The following is a 17,697-nucleotide window of genomic DNA, read 5'->3' on the forward strand; positions in this document are numbered from 1 at the left end:
GCTGACCTGACTCAGGTCCTAAGGTTCATTGATGTAGCAAGGGTTTGCAGGTAGAATGAAAGTTTTACTTTAAGAGCTTAACACACGCAAGATGTGTTTGTTAATGAGCGATGCAGCCAGTCAATAAATCCAGCAAACTCAGTAATGTCTGTTACGACATCCGCGGCCCTGTACTACAACGTGCGCGCCAGATGGAAGAGGACGGACAACGCATTATCAAGCTGAATATCGGCAACCCCATGCCGTTCGGTTTTAATGCCCCCGAAGAAATTGTCCAGGATGTGATCCATAATATGGATCAAGCCTCGGGCTATACGGATTCCAAAGGATTATTCGCGGCGCGCAAAGCGATTATGCATTACACCCAGCAAAAAAACATTGCCGGGGTGACCATAGACGACATCATTATCGGTAATGGCGTTTCCGAGCTGATCGTGATGGCCATGCAGGGCCTTCTCAACAATGGCGACCAGATTCTGGTGCCCATGCCGGATTATCCTTTATGGACCGCTGCAGTAAATCTGGCAGGCGGAACGGCGCGTCATTATGTTTGTGATGAGCAATCGGGCTGGTTGCCTGATCTTAAAGATATTGAGAATAAGATCACGGCCAATACCAAAGGCATCGTGATTATCAACCCTAACAATCCGACCGGTGCCCTGTATCCAAAAGAAACGCTGGAAGGCATTATCGAGATTGCGCGCCACCATGGCCTGGTGATTTTTGCCGACGAGATTTACGACAAGGTGTTGTATGACGGTAACACGCATACGTCCATCGCGTCGCTGGCTGACGATGTGTTGTTTGTGACTTTTAATGGCTTATCCAAAAATTACCGGGCATGTGGCTACCGCTCAGGCTGGATGATTATCTCCGGCGATAAAAAGGATGCCAAGGATTATATCGAAGGCCTCAATATGCTGGCCTCCATGCGTTTGTGTGCCAATGTACCCGGGCAACTGGCGATTCAGACAGCACTCGGTGGTTACCAGAGTATTAATGATCTGGTCGCGCCCAGTGGCCGCTTGTGCAAGCAGCGTGATCTGGCTTACGACATGCTCACGTCCATGCCGGGCGTGACTTGTGTCAAGCCAGCGGCGGCCATGTATCTGTTCCCCAAGTTGGACCCGGTCATGTATCCGATTGAGGATGATCAGCAGTTTATCCTCGACTTATTGCTGGAAGAAAAAGTACTGCTGGTTCAAGGCACCGGCTTTAATTGGAAAGCACCCGATCATTTCAGGGTGGTCTTCCTGCCTAATGTGGATGACCTGACCGAGGCGATGACACGCATAGGTCGCTATCTGGATAGCTATCGTAAGAAGCATGCAAAATAAAGCATATTCAAAATAAGGTGAGCTTTAGGGCTGCCATCAACGTAGAGTATAAGTATGAAAGAATTAAAAGTAGGTTTGTTAGGCATAGGCACAGTTGGTGGCGGTACTTATACCGTCATCACGCGTAACCAGGCGGATATTTCGCGCCGGATTGGCGGCAATATCCGCATTGTGCAGGTGGCTGACCGTAACCTGGAACTGGCCAGACAGGTCACCGGTGGTCAGGTGGCGTTGACAGACGATGCATTTGCCGTGGTGGATAATCCAGAGATTGATGTCGTTGTTGAATTGATCGGCGGCTATACCATCGCTAAAGAATTAGTGTTAAAAGCGATTGCGAATGGCAAACATGTGGTGACTGCGAACAAAGCTTTGCTGGCGGTGCATGGCAACGAAATTTTCAAGGCAGCGGCCGAAAAGGGCGTGATTGTAGCGTTTGAAGCGGCAGTGGCAGGGGGCATCCCCATTATCAAGGCGTTGCGTGAAGGCTTGAGCGCTAACAGGATTGAATGGGTGGCTGGCATTATCAACGGCACCACCAACTTTATCCTGACCGAAATGCGTGACAAAGGCCTGGCCTTTGCCGATGTACTCAAGGAAGCACAACGCTTGGGATATGCCGAAGCGGACCCCACCTTTGATGTTGAAGGCGTGGATGCTGCGCACAAGCTGACCATCATGGCTAGCATTGCGTTTGGTATGCCCATGCAGTTTGATCAAGCCTATACCGAAGGCATTACCAAACTGACGACTCAGGATATTCAATATGCTGAAGAGCTCGGCTACCGTGTCAAATTACTCGGTATCAGCAAAAAAACAGAGTCAGGTGTAGAGCTGCGCGTGCATCCTACTCTGATTCCGGAAAAGCGCCTGATTGCTAATGTCGATGGTGCCATGAATGCTGTCGTTGTGAAAGGTGATGCTGTTGGACCGACCCTGTATTACGGGGCTGGTGCGGGTGCTGAGCCGACGGCGAGTGCAGTGGTGGCCGATCTGGTGGATATTGCCCGTTTGCAAGGCACGACAGCCGAGCAACGCGTGGCTTACCTCGGTTATCAGTTAGAACAGCAGCAAGTGCTGCCCATCTTGCCGATTGCCGAAGTGCAGTCAGCTTATTACCTGCGGCTACATGCCTCTGATAAACCAGGGGTAATGGCGGATGTGACCAAGATCCTGGCCGACTTACAGATTTCGATTGATGCCATGCTGCAAAAAGAGCCTCAGGAAGGTGAAGCTGAGGCAGACATTGTCATTCTGACCCATACCACGCAGGAAAAAACCATAGATGCTGCCATTACCAGGATTGAAGCTCTGCCTGCGATTGCCGGTACCGTTATCAAAATCCGGATGGAAGCGCTGTCACGCTAATATATGCCGGGCAGGCTAAATTCGAAGAGTTCAATACAATGAAATATATCAGTACCCGCGGGCAATCGCCTGCTTTAACATTTAGTGAAATCTTGCTGGGCGGCCTCGCGCCTGACGGTGGTTTGTATCTACCCGAGCAATATCCGCAATTCAGTGATGCAGATTTGAATGCCATGCGTGGCATGAATTATCGCGAACTGGCCTTTGCGATCTTGTCCAGATTGGTGGACGACAGTGACATTCCTCACGCAGACCTCAAAGCGATTATTGATAAAACCTACACAGCAGAAGTTTATGGCTTTGCGCGCGCTGGCCAGAATGCCGAAGATATTACCCCTACACTCAAGCTCGAAGATAATCTCTACCTGCTTAGCCTGTCTAACGGCCCAACATTAGCCTTTAAAGACATGGCGATGCAGTTGCTGGGGAATCTGTTTGAATACGTACTGATCAAAACTGGCCAAACCACCAATATCCTGGGCGCTACTTCTGGTGATACCGGCTCTGCGGCTGAGTATGCGATGCGCGGTAAAAAAGGTGTGCGTGTGTTCATGCTGTCGCCATACCAAAAGATGAGCCGTTTCCAGACCGCCCAAATGTTTAGCCTGCAAGACGACAATATTTTCAATATTGCGGTGAAAGGTGTCTTCGATGATGCGCAGGATATGGTCAAAGCCGTCTCAAATGATCATGCATTCAAGGCCCAATACAAAATCGGTGCGGTGAACTCTATTAACTGGGGCCGTATTGCTGCCCAGATTATTTACTATTTCAAAGGTTACCTGGCTGTGACGACTCACAACAGCCAGAAAGTCAGCTTTACTGTGCCTAGTGGCAACTTCGGGAATATCTGTGCTGGGCACATTGCACGCATGATGGGTTTGCCGATTGACAAGTTGGTGGTGGCGACCAATGAAAACGATGTGCTGGATGAGTTTTTTAATACTGGCGTTTATGCGCCGCGTGGTTCAGCCAATACTTATCATACTTCCAGCCCGTCCATGGATATCAGCAAAGCCTCCAACTTTGAGCGTTTTGTCTATGACCTCGTCGGTCAGGACAGTGCCCGTGTGCGTGAATTGTGGACCGCGGTGGATCATGGTGGCAAGTTTGACCTGAATGCAGACGGTTATTTTGAGAAGGTGGCAGACTTTGGCTTTGTCTCCGGCCATAGTAATCATGCCAACCGCATGCAAACCATACGCGCAACCAAACAAAAATATGGTGTCACGATTGATACCCATACCGCGGATGGCCTGAAAGTCGCGCTGGAGCACCGTAAACCAAGTGTGCCCATGCTGGTGCTGGAAACTGCATTGCCGGCCAAGTTTGAAGATGCCATTGTTGAGGCGCTGGGTGAAGTGCCCGAGCGTCCGGCCAGCCTGGTTGGCCTGGAAGACCTGCCACAGAAATCCACAGTGATGGATGTTAGCGTCGATGCGATTAAAGCCTTTATTGCTGCTAACACATAAATCTGAGTAACTGATTGAGGAGTGCTACATGCAACAGTATCATGATCTATTGAACCACGTACTTGCGCATGGTCACATCAAAACAGATCGCACCGGCACTGGCACGATGTCGGTATTTGGTTATCAGATGCGCTTTAATCTGGCGGAAGGATTTCCTTTACTGACCACCAAGAAGGTACATTTAAAATCCATTATTCATGAACTTTTATGGTTCTTGCAGGGCAGCACCAATATTGCATACCTGAAAGAAAATGGTGTCAGTATCTGGGACGAGTGGGCGGATGAGCAAGGCAACCTCGGCCCGGTCTACGGTTATCAATGGCGTAATTGGCCCAAGCCGGACGGTTCTCACATTGACCAGATCACACAAGTGATTAACCAGATCAAAAAGACACCGGATTCGCGTCGTTTAATCGTGTCTGCCTGGAACGTCGCGGATGTTGAACGCATGAAACTGCCCCCATGCCATGCTTTTTTTCAGTTTTATGTGGCTGATGGCAAGCTTTCATGCCAATTGTATCAACGCAGTGCAGATATTTTCCTTGGCGTCCCATTCAACATCGCTTCATATGCCTTATTAACCATGATGGTGGCACAAGTTTGCGATTTGCAACTGGGCGACTTTGTGCACACCCTGGGGGATGCGCATATCTACAGCAACCATATGGAGCAGGTTAAAGAGCAGTTGTCCCGTACGCCGCGTGCTTTGCCTGTGATGCGTATTAATCCTACCGTGAAAGACATTTTTGCCTTTAAGTTTGAGGATTTTACGCTGGAAAATTACGATCCTTATCCCGCCATTAAGGCGCCAGTGGCTGTGTAGTCCAGCTGCCTCGCAGCGATCAGAATGGCTGTTTTTAACCATTTTGTTAACAAAGTGTAATATTTTCAAAAGCATATCGCGTTTTTGATATCCTTCTCAGCGTTGTGGATTTTGGAATATGGCGTCCTAGCGCCTGTTTCATTACTTTCATTCATGACTTTAAACAAGGAGATCATTATGCAAGTTAAAGCGTCAATTCTGGTAGCCGCGGTATGCGGTTTGTTGTCCGGTCAGGCATTCGCTGACCATGAAACCATCAAGCCAAAGGCTTACGACAGCCTGGGTAAGTGCGTGAAAGCAGCCTTGTCCAAACACGACGGCAAAATTGTCAAGGTGGAAGCCAAGTCAGAGCGTAAGCAATTAGTATACGAATTTGATGTGCAATCCAACGATGGCAAAGCATGGGATATTGAGTGCAATGCAAAAACAGGCAAGATTACAGAAATAGAAGAAGAAGTTGCGGCGGATGACGAAAGATTCAAGGCACTGGCTAAAGTGACTGAAGATGACGCCAAGGCCACTGCACTGGCAGCGCATCCTGGCAAGGTGGTTGAAGTTGAATATGAGCTCGAGCCAGATGGCAAAGCATCTTACGAATTTGACATTCTGGAAGCCGACAACGAAGAAGTAAAAGTCGAAGTGGATGCTAGCAGCGGTAAAATCGTAGAAACCAGTTACGAAGTGTACCAAATCGGTCAGGAGTAAATTGACCGGTGGAGTGATGCGGCTGTCGTTCTCTGCAGTTCGTTATACTCAAAAGCAAAAGGCACCGCAATGCGGTGCCTTTTTTGCATCAGATCAATATGCAAGTGAGGGAGTGTCTACCCCGATACCAGCGGATATGCAGTCAGCTGGTATCGGTCCTAGTGATAGCTCACTCCCAATGAGTCAACAGCATTTAACGTGCCATAATGTTTGATGAGTTTAAGTGATTGACTTGGTAGTGTATTTATTGTGTAAATAGGAATTTATCCTGAATTTTTGGTGGTTGTTAATAGCCAGTATTTTATTTTTTGGTTGCTTTCAGCCGAAGCTGGATTGACATTTATGGCAACAAGCGCTGAATGGTTGACAGCAATTTTTTATATTCGCCTCGCTTGATCAGTTCACTTTGCGCCAGCATATTAAGCAATGCCGGTTGATGCTCTTCATTTAATTCATTCAGAAAATCCTCGCTGAACCCTAAATTGCTGGCTACATAAGTCAGGTTGAACATATCGCAATGGTTGCCATACAAGCTGCCGAGCAAGTAACTTTTCGCATATTTGGTTGACAAAGACATGTCGTCTTGCAGATCAGGGAGGCGGTGACGCTGATCGTCAATCAGCAAGAGATGGTAGTCAGACAGTTTTTGCAACAATAGCGCTTGTTCGGCTTCTGCATGTTGCTGCTGAATGAGGCTGGCGCTATCACACCAGATAGCGGCTACCGGGTAATTGATACAATATTTTTCAACCTGTTCAATAAAGAGTCTCACTTGTCCAACATTCATTTCCGGTAGGCGCAGGACCGCGACGCCTTGTCTTCTCAGGCGCAACTCCAAAGCAGGACTGACGGTATGATCAACCAGCAAGTATCCTTGACCAAGGTTGAGGCTATGGACCAGTGCAGTTTGTAGGGCGGGCCAATGACCACAGGCAATGTGTTCTGGCGAGACCAGGTAACGGCGTTCATGGGCCAGCAAGTTTGCCAGCATATTCTTCAGGTCGAATAAACCGGTGACATCATAATCTTGCGGACGCAGCTTATGTATATGCAAGGCTACGCGACGGAAGTGGTAAATGCAGGCCTTTTGTATTAATTGCTGAATACTGCTGGCCACAGTGTTTGTGATAGAGGGGACATTCGCCGGGCTTTGCGGAGCTAAAAGAATGTGATGCGGATTTTCAGAAACAAACGTGCCTCGTTTGGGCTGCGTATAAATAAGTCCTTGAGCAGCCAGCTCTTCATACACCCGTGAAACAGTTTTTCGGTTGATGCCCAAGCGCTGGGCAATATCGCGGGAGCTGGGCAGGGCGCTACCCCCCAGCCAGGATCCACCTTCAATCATGCTGCGGAAATGTTCGGTCAATTGTTGGTGGATGGAGGAGGGGGAATTCTTATCCAGAACCAGAGAATAATGCCAGGGTCTTAGCACGGCCAGTATCTACCTTGTTAATCAAGTAAGCGGGTAACGCCTATCGTTGTAGGCGTTACGGTTACCTGAAGGGCATACTAGGACATGGCCTTCGATGATGGAATAATACAAAAAAAATGCAATTCCATAAAGTTTTAGGAAAAAATCCCTATCTGGCCCATGAATAAAACCGCAATCTGGCTGGGTGTCGTAGGAGGATATTTATATTACAGTTACATTCGCTTAATAGATGTATTAAAAAGTAACATCCGGCTCACTGGGATCCTAGTACCAGCGATAACTTAAGCACAATGCAATTTTCCTTCATGCTCAAGATTGCAATCTTGTGATTTATCTTTGGAGATATACTATGATCAAAACCAAAACAGCTTTCGGCATTGCTGCCAGCGTTGCGTTAGCCTTGCCTGTATTGGCTTTTGCTGCAGCTGACCAAGAAGCTGCGATGAAAGACTCAAACAACTGGGTGCATCCACGTGGTCAACACAACAACCAGGGTTACAGCGCCTTGGCACAAATCAACAAGGGCAATATTAAAAACCTGAAAATGGCCTGGACATTCGCTACTGGCGTTAACCGCGGTCACGAGGGCTCCCCTATTGTTTTAGGCAACATGATGTATATCGTGACTGCTTTCCCAAACAATGTATATGCCTTGGATTTAAACGATAACCAGAAAATTGTCTGGTCCTATTTCCCTAAACAAGACCCAAGCGTTCAGGCAGTTCTGTGCTGTGACAACGTGACACGTGGCCTTGGTTTTGGCGACGGCAAGATCTTCCTGCAACAGAATGACGGCTTGCTGGTTGCTCTGGATGCTAAAGATGGCAAAAAAATCTGGGAAGTTAAAAACACTGATCCAAAAGTCGGTGCCACTAATACCAACGCGCCACACGTGATCAAAGACAAAGTATTGACCGGTTGTTCAGGTGCTGAATTCGGCGTACGTTGCTTTATCGCTGCATACAACCTGAAAGACGGCGCTCTGGCATGGAAAGCGTATTCCACAGGCCCAGATGCTGAAACATTGCACGACGCTAACACAAACAAAGATAACCCACTGTACAACGCGCTGTCTGTTTACCAGGATGTAAACGGTGGTAACAAAGAGGGTGGTTCCTTCAAGCGTCTGTCTGCTGATCAGATCAAGGGTGGCGAAAAAGAGCTGGGTACACGTACCTGGTTGAAACCACAAGCAATTAAAGACGGTTGGCAACATGGTGGCGGTTCCGTATGGGGCTGGTGGCCGTATGATGCACGTACAAACCTGGTTTACTACGGTGCCGGTAACCCATCCGTGTGGAACCCAGATGTACGTCCAGGCGACAACAAGTGGTCCATGACTGTGACTGCGCGTGATTTGGACACTGGTGTGGCTAAATGGGCGATGCAAATGACGCCACATGATGAGTGGGACTACGACGGCGTCAACGAAGTGATCCTGTTCGACAAAGGTGGCAAAACATACGCATGGCACCATGACCGTAACGGTTTTGCTTACACTTGGAATGCGGTGACTGGTACATTGATCGCCGCTGAGAAAGTGCATCCATTCGTTAACTGGGCTAACGATGTTGACCTGAAAACAGGTGTACCAAGCAAAGACGGCCGTTATTCTACTCACCAGGATTACAACGCCAAGGGTATCTGCCCGGCGGCTTTGGGTACCAAAGACCAACAGCCAGCGGCTTACTCTCCAAAAACTGGTCTGATGTACTCTCCACTGAACCACGTGTGCATGACATACGAGCCAGTTGAGTCTAAATACGTGGCTGGTCAACCATGGGTTGGTGCGACACTGACCATGTTTGCTGGTCCAGACGGCGTGATGGGTGGTTTCGGTGCTTACGACCCAATGACCAACAAAAAAGTCTGGTACAACAAAGAGAAGTTCTCAGCCTGGAGCGGTGCATTGACGACTGCTTCTGACCTGGTGTTCTACGGTACTTTGGATCGCTGGTTCAAAGCTGTGGATGCGAAATCCGGTAAAGAGCTGTGGAAGTTCCAGGTGGGTTCAGGTGCCATTGGTAACGCATTCACCTACGGCAACAAGGGTAAGCAATACGTAGGTATCTTGTCCGGTATCGGCGGTTGGGCTGGTGTTGCGATGAACCTGGGTATGACAACCGACACCGACGCACTGGGTGCTGCTGGTGGCTACAAAGAGTTGACCAAGTACAACGCTGCTCCTGGCGGCGGTGCATTGAACGTGTTTGCCCTGTAATTTGAGAGTCTTTTCAAATTGCGTGTAAACGCACGTTGACCAAAAAACACCCTGCTCCGGCAGGGTGTTTTGTTTTATCAGGCAAGGTTTGAAAGCTTAGGGAAGAAAAGTGCCAAGTTAGCCGTAAAGTTGTACTGAGTTTTCAGCGCGGATTTGCAGGAATATCTGATGGCGTTCGGGTGAAATCTGACCGTCAGCCAAGGCCTGTAGAATGACACAGCCTGGTTCGTGCGTATGGGTGCAATTGTTGAATTTACAATGACCGATAAACGGCCTGAATTCGACAAACGCATACTCCAGCTCTGCTTCTTCAATATGGTATAACCCGAATTCTTGTAAACCGGGCGAGTCAATAATGGCGCTATCGCTATCCAGGTGATACAAATGTGTCGCTGTCGTTGTATGTTTACCGCTGTCCAGCGTAGCGCTGATTTCCTGTGTTTTGCTGCGTGCTTCTGGCAGCAGGCTGTTAATAATCGTTGATTTACCCATGCCAGACTGGCCGACAAGGGCGCTGGTGTGTCCCTCAAGTAAAGGTCTTAAGCAATCAACGGAGTCCGTCGCATTCAGCTGCAGGGTAAGGTAACCTAGCGCTGCATATTGCTGCAGTTTTTGCATCGCTTGCGGGTTGGGCAGGTCACATTTATTCAGGATGATGACTGCCCGTATGCCTGCTGCTTCGGCCGCAATCAGGCAACGATTCAGCAAGTCTTCATAAAAGCTGGGTTGTGTGGCCAGCACAATCAGGATTTGTGTGACATTGGCTGCCAGTATCTTGCTTTTGTACGCATTGCTGCGGTAGAGCAGAGTCTGGCGTTCGGCTGTTTTTTCAATCACGCCTTCATTATTGGCAGTCAGTTTGACTGTGACACGGTCACCTGCCGCATTATCGACTTTTTTACCACGTGTGACACAGCTCAGAATGCGTCCATCGGGCAATTCTACGTTATAGCGCTTGCCGTAGGCAGCGACAATGAGACCTTCAAGGGACATGCTAGAAATGATAGTAGGTGTGATTTAAATACTGTACCACTAGCTGCTCTTCATCATCAAACCATTTCAGGTTGAGCATGGTGTTGCAGTTGGTGACTTGCGCTTTTAAACCATTGAAAGAACGCACTTTACGGTATTCACGTGTATAAATGCCACCGCCGTCGCCGCCAAAACTACTCGCATGGCAACTGATGCAATGGGTTTCGACCAGTGTTTTACCTGACTGCAGCGTGTTGTCTGCCGCACTTGCCGTGAAGGTGGCAAGTGCGAAAAAACTGGCGGTCAGCAAGCGTTGTTTCATGCGTAAGTCTGCAATTTGGCGATGCGCAGGCTGGCAGGCGGATGTGAATCATAAAATGCTGAATGCAGTGGATCAGGGGTCAGTGTGGAGGCATTATCGCGGTACAGCTTGACCAGAGCATCAATCAGGAACTGTGGTTTGGATTGTTGTGCTGCATAGTGATCTGCTTCAAATTCATTGGTGCGGGAATAAGCGGCCAAGAGCGGGCGCAGGATAAACATAAAGACCGGTGACACCAATACAAACAGCAGTAAGGCCATGTGATTGCTGGCTTCGGCAACGCCTAAGCCTGTGAAGAACCATTCCTGCTTGATCAGATAGCCCAGCAGCGCTAATCCGAGCAAACTCAAGCCAAACATCATCACAATGCGTTTGATGACATGCTGATGCTTGAAGTGTCCCAGCTCGTGCGCCAGAACAGCCTCTATTTCATCTGCACTTAATTTTTCCAGCAGGGTATCAAAAAAGACCACCCGTTTGTTTTTACCAAAACCGGTGAAATAGGCATTGCCATGGCCTGAGCGTGTAGAACCATCCATGACAAACAGGCCCTGGCTGGTAAAACCGCATTTATGCAACAGCGCTTCAATACGCGCTTTAAGGGTTTGATCCTGCATGGGCGTGAATTTGTTAAATAACGGTGCAATCCAGATCGGATACACTGCTAACATAAACAGGTTGAACGCGCTCCAGATAAGCCACAAGTAGAGCCACCACCAGTCACCCGCGCCTTGCATGAGCCATAAGGCCACGAATAGAATCGGGCCACCGAGCAACAAGCCGACAATCGTATGTTTGACCAGATCAGAGAAAAACATGCTGCGAGACATTTTGTTAAACCCGAATTTTTCATCGACATTGAAGGTCTGGATGTAATCGAAGGGCAATGTCGCAACGCTGGAAATCAGCATCGCCGAGCAAATGACCAGGGCGCCACGAATAATATCGTGGTCAGGTAGCCATTGTTGCCAGGTTTGATCAAGTATTTGCAATACACCGCCAAGGGTCAGTGCCAGTAAAACAACCGTTTCTATCAGGGTTTCACTCAACCGCAGCTTGACCTTTGCCGTGGTGTAATCTGCGGCTCGCTGGTGTGCCTCCAGGCTGATGGTGTGGCTAAACGCCACAGGCACTTGTTGGCGGTGTTGCTGAATGTGGCGGATGTGGCGCAACCCGAGCCAAGTGCGTACGGCAAGGCTGATGATGACTATCGTCACAAATATTTGAGTAAAAAGTCCGGACATAGGAAGTAGGTGGTTTTTAAATTGATTTCAGGATGCTATTTTGATGGATTTAACTCCACCTTGTTCACTGAACTGAATATAATGTTTCATTTTAATGGAAATCATGACGAGAGGCACACAATTGGCAACTAATCAGGACAATTTAATCTGGCTGGATATGGAAATGAGTGGGTTGCTACCTGACAGTGATCGCATTCTTGAATTGGCGGCCGTGGTCACCGATGCACAATTGAATGTGATCGCTGAATCTCCTGTGCTGGTCGTGCATCAATCGGACGCTGTCCTGGATGGTATGGATGCCTGGAATAAGGGAACACACGGACGCAGTGGACTGATTGATAAAGTGAAGACCTCCACACTGGATGAAGAGGCTGCCACAGATGCCATGCTGGCCTTTCTCAAAGAGCATGTCCCTGCTGGCAAGTCGCCGATGTGTGGTAACTCTATTTGTCAGGACAGGCGTTTTATGGCCCGCTACATGCCAAGGCTGGAGCAGTTCTTCCATTACCGTAATCTGGATGTGAGTGTTTTCAAAGAACTGTCTCGTCGCTGGCGCCCGGATATTTATGCAGGCTTTAAAAAAGCCAGCCGCCATGAGGCCTTGGCAGATATTTACGAATCCATTGATGAATTAAAGTATTACCGCGATCATTTCCTGAACATGACACCATCTGCCAAAACAGAGTGAGAAAAATCTGCATAAAAAAAAGACGCCTATTTGGCGTCTTGAGGGAGGAGAAGTTAGCTTTGGAGAAGCTTGATTGGTAATAAGCACCTTCTATGCCAACTTTTCTTCACTTTTTGTCGGTCACTTGTAAGTATTTGTTTATTAAACATTAAGCAGTTTTTGATACATTTCCAGGTAGTGTTGAGCGCTGGTTTCCCAGCTGACATCGTGTTGCATGGCCTGTTTTTGCAGTTGTTTCCACTGACGAGAATTGGCATAAATCTGCAATGCCTGCCTTAATGTGACCAAAAGTGTCCATGGATTATTTTCCGGCATTACCAGTCCTGTCATGTTGGTTGGTAACAATCCTTTGTCAGGGACGACTCCGCCTTGCACCGAATCTGCCAAGCCGCCAGTATTGGCGACGACCGGAATAGTGCCGTATCGCAATCCGTACATCTGGTTCAGCCCGCATGGTTCGAAACGGGAAGGCATGACAAAGATATCGGTGCCAGCCATGATACGGTGCGACAATGGCTCGTTGTAACCGATGGTGACAGAGACCTGCCCTGGATATTGCTGCATCAGTGCCAGATACTCCTGCTCCAACGCTGGTTCACCGCTACCCAATACAGCCAACTGGCAACCGGTCGCAAGCAACTCATGCGCAATCTCAACCAGCATATCCAGCCCCTTTTGATGCGTCAGTCGACTGACCACGCCAAGCAATGGAGCTGAAGCGCGTGGCTGTAGGCCTAATTCCACTTGTAACGATTTTTTGACATGCTTCTTGCTGGCGAGCGTTTTTTCATCATAATTGTTAGGCAGATAAGGGTCGGTTGACGGATTCCACACGTCTGTGTCTATGCCATTCAGTATGCCAGTCAAATCATGGGCGCGATGTTGCAGTAACCCCTGGAAACCAAATCCAAACTGTTCAGTCTGGATTTCTCTGGCGTAGGTCGGGCTGACTGTTGACAGTGCATCGGCGTAATACAATCCTGCTTTCATGAATGACAGGTGACCGTAAAACTCGTAACCCGCTGGCTGGAAATCCTCTTCATTGAGCGTTAGGCGATAACGCCAGTCGGCATGAAAGTTACCCTGAAAAGCTAGGTTGTGGATACTGAAAACGGATTTGGCCATACTGCCCATTTGCTTGAGATAGTAGGGGGCAAGTCCGGTTTGCCAGTCATTGCAATGAACAATTTCCGGCAGCCAGGATTGCAGCATATTCGGTACAGACAGCATCGCCGCAACCTTGGATAGCAAACCAAAGCGCAGTGGATTATCTTGCCAGTCACCATAAATCGGGTGGTTGTAAGGGCCGCCGTAGCGGTCATAGAGTGCCAGATCGTCAATCAGCAGCAAAGGGATGCGGGTGCCGGGCAGGGTAGTCTGGTAAATGTCGCAACGAATATCGTGAAAGGCCTGCAAGGAGCCTAAGTGCTGCGGTGAGTCACATTGCGCCAGGATGCCACGGTAGGCGGGCAATAGAATCTGAACATCCACGCCAGTTGCGGTAAGTGCAGCGGGTAATGCACCGCTGACATCTGCCAAGCCTCCTGTTTTGATCAATGGGAAAATTTCTGAAGTGACAAATAGTAAACGCAAGGGAGTCTCTTAAAATCAACAGGAGGGTAGGTACTCAAATTTTTTAAACTTATGATACATCGCCTGCTATTGTTTTAGAAGGACATTAAAATGAAATCTTGGCGTTTGGTCGGCTTCAAATAGGCAATGGGGCGCGCTGGAAACTGTTGCGTTGGTTTAATTCTACGAGCCTACTTTCATTAGGAGCGTGAATGGCTAATGCCATCGGCGGATTCCTAGTGGGGGATGTGCTGGTTATTGGCGAGGAGTTAAGAGCCGACAAAAAAGAGGACCGTGTGGTCCTCTTTTTATTTGCAGCAGCTCGCAGTCAAGATTTATTCTTTCTGCGTTTCCACCATCACCAGGCCAGCGTCTGCTGTATTACCTGCTTCGTCTTTTTTCCACTTGGCAGCGTTACGTGGCTTTTTTGCCTTGGTTGGTGTTTCCGTGCCAGAGGCTACAGCAGATGGGGCTGCGACAGGTTCAGATTTGGTTTCTACCAATTGAATGCCTGCATCGGCAACGCTTTCTGCTGTTTTTGCGGCAGGTTTACGTTTGCGAGCTGGTTTCTTTTTGGGTGTTTCTGTTTCTGTCGTTGCTTCCACTGTCGTGGCGGTAGAGGTTGTTTCAACCAGTTCTATCGCAGGCGCTTCAGTTTTGCCACGCGCCTTGCTAGCTTTGCTGGTGCGTGAGCGGCTACGCGGCGCTTTTTTCTCAGTTGCACTTTCTTCGTTTGGCGTTGCAGTTGTTTCAGCAGTGCTTGTGTCACGGCTTTCTGTTGCTGCCTCTGCAACAGACACTTGCGCAACCACTGGGTCAGCGGCTTTAGTCGCAGGTTCCATTTTAGCTGCTGTTTCTGTGTTGACAGCTGCCATTTCAGGTGAGACAACTGGCGCTGCATCAGCGATCACTGCCTCCACAGGCGCATGAGTGTTTACTGCGCTTTCGGCTGTCGCTGGCGTGGATTCGTCACGCTGACGACGGTCACGGCGACCATGACGGTTGCGGCGGTTACCGCGTTCACCACGCTCTTGTTTGTTTTCGTTCGCCTGTGAAGTCAATACAGGCTGGTTTGGGTCTACTTTTGCAGTTTCTTGCGCTGGTTGACGCTCTTGTCTGTCTTTTTGAATGGGTTTTTCCTGTGCCTGGCGTTCCTGACGTGGTTTGTTGTGCGCGTTTTCCTCTTTGGCTGGGCGCTCACCACGCTCTTGATTGCGTTCACGCTGGCGGTCACGGTCTCGGCGGTTGCGGTTTTTGTTGCGGTCACGGCCAGATTCCCTGGATTCGCGCGCTGGTTTTTCAACTTCTTGCACCACTTCTTTTTCTTCCAGGCCCAACCAGGATTTGATTACACCGAAGAAGGACTTTTTGGCTTCAGTGGCAGGCGCCACAGCCGGTTTTTCCTCCACAATCGGTGCAGCAGTCGCTGGAGTAATCCCTTTCACCAAAGCCTCAATCTTGCTTGGTGCCGCAGCCTGTTGCAAACGGTGCTGGTAATCGGACTCGCTAGGCAGGTCCACCATTTTGTAGCTGGCCTGGGTGGTTTCTTCATTCACATCATCATGACGGATACGCAGGATGTTGTAATTTGGCGTTTCCATGTGGATGTTAGGAATCAGGATGACTTCCACACCTGTACGCTGCTCAATCTTATGAATGTCTGCACGTTTTTCGTTAAGCAGGAAAGTGGCCGCTTCCACAGGCAATTGCACCTGGATAATCGCGCTGTTGTCTTTCATCGCTTCTTCTTGCGTAATACGCAAGATATGCAATGCAGTGGATTCAATGCCACGGATATGACCGGTACCGTTACAACGTGGGCAGGTCATGTGGTTGGTTTCACCCAGGCTAGGGCGCAGGCGTTGGCGGGATAATTCTAACAAACCAAAACGGGAAATTTTACCCATCTGGACGCGTGCGCGGTCGTGATGCAGGGCATCACGCAAGGCGTTTTCCACTTCACGCTGGTTGCGCTGGTTTTCCATGTCAATAAAGTCAATCACCACCAGACCACCCAGGTCACGCAGGCGCATCTGCCGCGCCACTTCTTCAGCCGCTTCGAGGTTAGTGTTGAACGCAGTCTGTTCAATATCAGCCCCTTTGATGGAGCGGCCAGAGTTGACGTCAATTGAAACCAGGGCCTCAGTGTGGTCGATCACAATCGCGCCGCCGGAAGGCAGTCTTACTTCACGCGCAAACGCTGACTCGATCTGATGCTCGATCTGGAAGCGGGAGAACAGAGGGATTTCGTCCTGATAGAGTTTAACGCGGGTCACATTGCCTGGCATCACGTGGTTCATGAACTGTAAGGCTTGCTCATGTACGTCTGCAGTATCAATCAGGATTTCGCCAATATCGGCACTGAAATAATCGCGGATGGCGCGGATCACCAAGCTGCTTTCCTGGTAAATCAGGTAAGCACCAGGCTGGAAGTTGGAGGCATCTTCAATGGCTTGCCATAGTTGGGAAAGGTAGTTCAGGTCCCATTGCAGTTCTTCTGCGTTACGGCCAATTCCGGCCGTACGCGCAATAATGCTCATACCGTTAGGCACTTCCAACTGCGCCATGGTGTCACGCAACTCGTTACGCTCTTCACCTTCCACGCGACGGGAAACGCCACCTCCACGGGGGTTGTTGGGCATCAATACCAGGTAACGGCCAGCCAGTGAAATAAAAGTCGTCAGCGCGGCACCTTTGCTGCCACGCTCGTCCTTGTCTACTTGGACAATGACTTCCTGACCTTCCTTGATGACGTCCTGGATACGGGCACGACCTTGCTCAGGCTTGTCCTGAAAGTAGCTGCGGGCGATTTCCTTAAAAGGCAAAAAGCCGTGTCTGTCAGTACCATAATCGACAAATGCGGCTTCGAGAGAGGGTTCTATGCGTGTGATCACGCCTTTGTAGATATTGCTTTTACGTTGTTCCTTACCAGCGTGTTCAATATCCAGGTCTATGAGTTTTTGTCCATCGACAATCGCAACGCGCAATTCTTCTGATTGCGTTGCGTTAAACAACATTCTTTTCATGCAGGGCTCCTAAGTCGAAGCCACAGAATAGTCATCAGTGCCGGGCGGGCCAGGGTTATAAATCAACCACCAGAAGTTAACGAAGTGACAGCTTGTCACCATAAATGTGCAATGGCTTTTTTCATGCTGGCGAATAGGGATTCAGCACAACATGGCAGGCATCAATATGCACTTGAGTGCAGCAGCGCTTTCGCTACTGAATACTCAGATTCTGCAAGGGTGCAGTGCGTGCGTGGCAGGGTTGTGTGACCTGTCTTGTCCATCGTCATTGACTGCAAAAATAAAACCCTAAACAGAGGGTAATTTCGTTAAAATTCGGGTTTGGCAAACGCCGAGCTCATTTGTTTGTTTATTCTGCGTGAGCTTCGGGTTAAATCATTTCTAATTAATTATCGCTACTTGATGGCGAGCGGTATTCACCAAAATTTTTGATTCTGAATACAATTGCGAGCCAGAGAAAATCTGGACCCGGAATGTCAGGGGCTGGGATCGATGGTAATCTCGAGTTCGGCACC

General features: G+C 49.0%; 13 protein-coding genes. 7 read left to right on the forward strand and 6 right to left on the reverse strand.

Annotated elements, in window-relative coordinates:
* The first annotated feature begins 110 nt into the window (after positions 1-110).
* The 5 genes from ACJ67_RS06670 to ACJ67_RS06690 all read left to right on the forward strand — a co-directional run bounded on the left by ACJ67_RS06670 (position 111) and on the right by ACJ67_RS06690 (position 5,705).
* Entirely contained in the window at positions 111-1,337 is a 1,227-nt protein-coding gene (locus ACJ67_RS06670) for a pyridoxal phosphate-dependent aminotransferase (RefSeq protein WP_049638402.1), read from the forward strand.
* A 54-nt stretch (positions 1,338-1,391) separates the two neighbouring features.
* Positions 1,392-2,705 carry a homoserine dehydrogenase gene (locus ACJ67_RS06675; RefSeq protein ID WP_049638403.1) on the forward strand — a complete coding sequence of 438 codons (1,314 nt, stop codon included), beginning with the start codon at positions 1,392-1,394 and terminating at the stop codon, positions 2,703-2,705.
* A gap of 38 nt (positions 2,706-2,743) precedes the next feature.
* On the forward strand, positions 2,744-4,177 hold the full coding sequence (thrC, locus tag ACJ67_RS06680) for a threonine synthase (RefSeq protein WP_049638404.1): 1,434 nt from the start codon (positions 2,744-2,746) through the stop codon (positions 4,175-4,177).
* 28 nt (positions 4,178-4,205) lie between these two features.
* Positions 4,206-5,000 carry a thymidylate synthase gene (locus ACJ67_RS06685; RefSeq protein WP_049638405.1) on the forward strand — a complete coding sequence of 265 codons (795 nt, stop codon included), beginning with the start codon at positions 4,206-4,208 and terminating at the stop codon, positions 4,998-5,000.
* Positions 5,001-5,177: 177 nt separating this feature from the next.
* Entirely contained in the window at positions 5,178-5,705 is a 528-nt protein-coding gene (locus ACJ67_RS06690; protein ID WP_049638406.1) for a PepSY domain-containing protein, read from the forward strand.
* Positions 5,706-6,045: 340 nt separating this feature from the next.
* On the opposite strand, the gene ACJ67_RS06695 is transcribed toward ACJ67_RS06690, so the two are convergent.
* Positions 6,046-7,137 (reverse strand): GntR family transcriptional regulator, encoded by a 1,092-nt coding sequence (locus ACJ67_RS06695; RefSeq protein WP_231587275.1) that lies wholly within the window; start codon positions 7,135-7,137, stop codon positions 6,046-6,048.
* A 349-nt stretch (positions 7,138-7,486) separates the two neighbouring features.
* Here ACJ67_RS06695 and ACJ67_RS06700 point away from each other — a divergent pair, with 349 nt between their 5' ends.
* Positions 7,487-9,358, forward strand: a complete 1,872-nt coding sequence (locus ACJ67_RS06700; RefSeq protein WP_049638407.1) for a PQQ-binding-like beta-propeller repeat protein — start codon at positions 7,487-7,489, stop codon at positions 9,356-9,358.
* A 117-nt stretch (positions 9,359-9,475) separates the two neighbouring features.
* Here ACJ67_RS06700 and rsgA read toward each other — a convergent pair whose 3' ends face one another.
* From rsgA to ACJ67_RS06715, 3 genes are read right to left on the reverse strand one after another with little or no spacing between them, the layout of a single operon-like run.
* Positions 9,476-10,351, reverse strand: coding sequence for a ribosome small subunit-dependent GTPase A (rsgA, locus tag ACJ67_RS06705; RefSeq protein ID WP_049638408.1), 876 nt, complete (start codon positions 10,349-10,351; stop codon positions 9,476-9,478).
* Between the two features lies 1 nt (position 10,352).
* The gene (locus ACJ67_RS06710) at positions 10,353-10,652 is read right to left on the reverse strand and encodes a cytochrome c (RefSeq protein ID WP_049638409.1); all 300 of its coding nucleotides are present in this window, start codon (positions 10,650-10,652) and stop codon (positions 10,353-10,355) included.
* A complete protein-coding gene (locus tag ACJ67_RS06715; RefSeq protein WP_049638410.1) occupies positions 10,649-11,896 on the reverse strand; it encodes a M48 family metallopeptidase in 1,248 nt (415 codons plus the stop codon). Before ACJ67_RS06715 ends, ACJ67_RS06710 begins: the two co-directional genes overlap by 4 nt.
* Before the next feature lie 103 nt (positions 11,897-11,999).
* On the opposite strand from ACJ67_RS06715, the gene orn reads away from it, so the two are divergent.
* On the forward strand, positions 12,000-12,584 hold the full coding sequence (gene orn, locus ACJ67_RS06720) for an oligoribonuclease (RefSeq protein WP_049638411.1): 585 nt from the start codon (positions 12,000-12,002) through the stop codon (positions 12,582-12,584).
* 141 nt (positions 12,585-12,725) lie between these two features.
* On the opposite strand, the gene glgA is transcribed toward orn, so the two are convergent.
* Positions 12,726-14,177: a glycogen synthase GlgA gene (gene glgA, locus ACJ67_RS06725; protein WP_049638412.1), complete on the reverse strand. Its 1,452-nt coding sequence runs from the start codon at positions 14,175-14,177 to the stop codon at positions 12,726-12,728.
* A gap of 314 nt (positions 14,178-14,491) precedes the next feature.
* Positions 14,492-17,182: an Rne/Rng family ribonuclease gene (locus ACJ67_RS06730; RefSeq protein ID WP_049638413.1), complete on the reverse strand. Its 2,691-nt coding sequence runs from the start codon at positions 17,180-17,182 to the stop codon at positions 14,492-14,494.
* Between the last annotated feature and the right edge of the window lie 515 nt (positions 17,183-17,697).

The organism is Methylophilus sp. TWE2 (genome assembly GCF_001183865.1).
In the GTDB taxonomy this organism is placed as follows: Bacteria; Pseudomonadota; Gammaproteobacteria; order Burkholderiales; family Methylophilaceae; genus Methylophilus.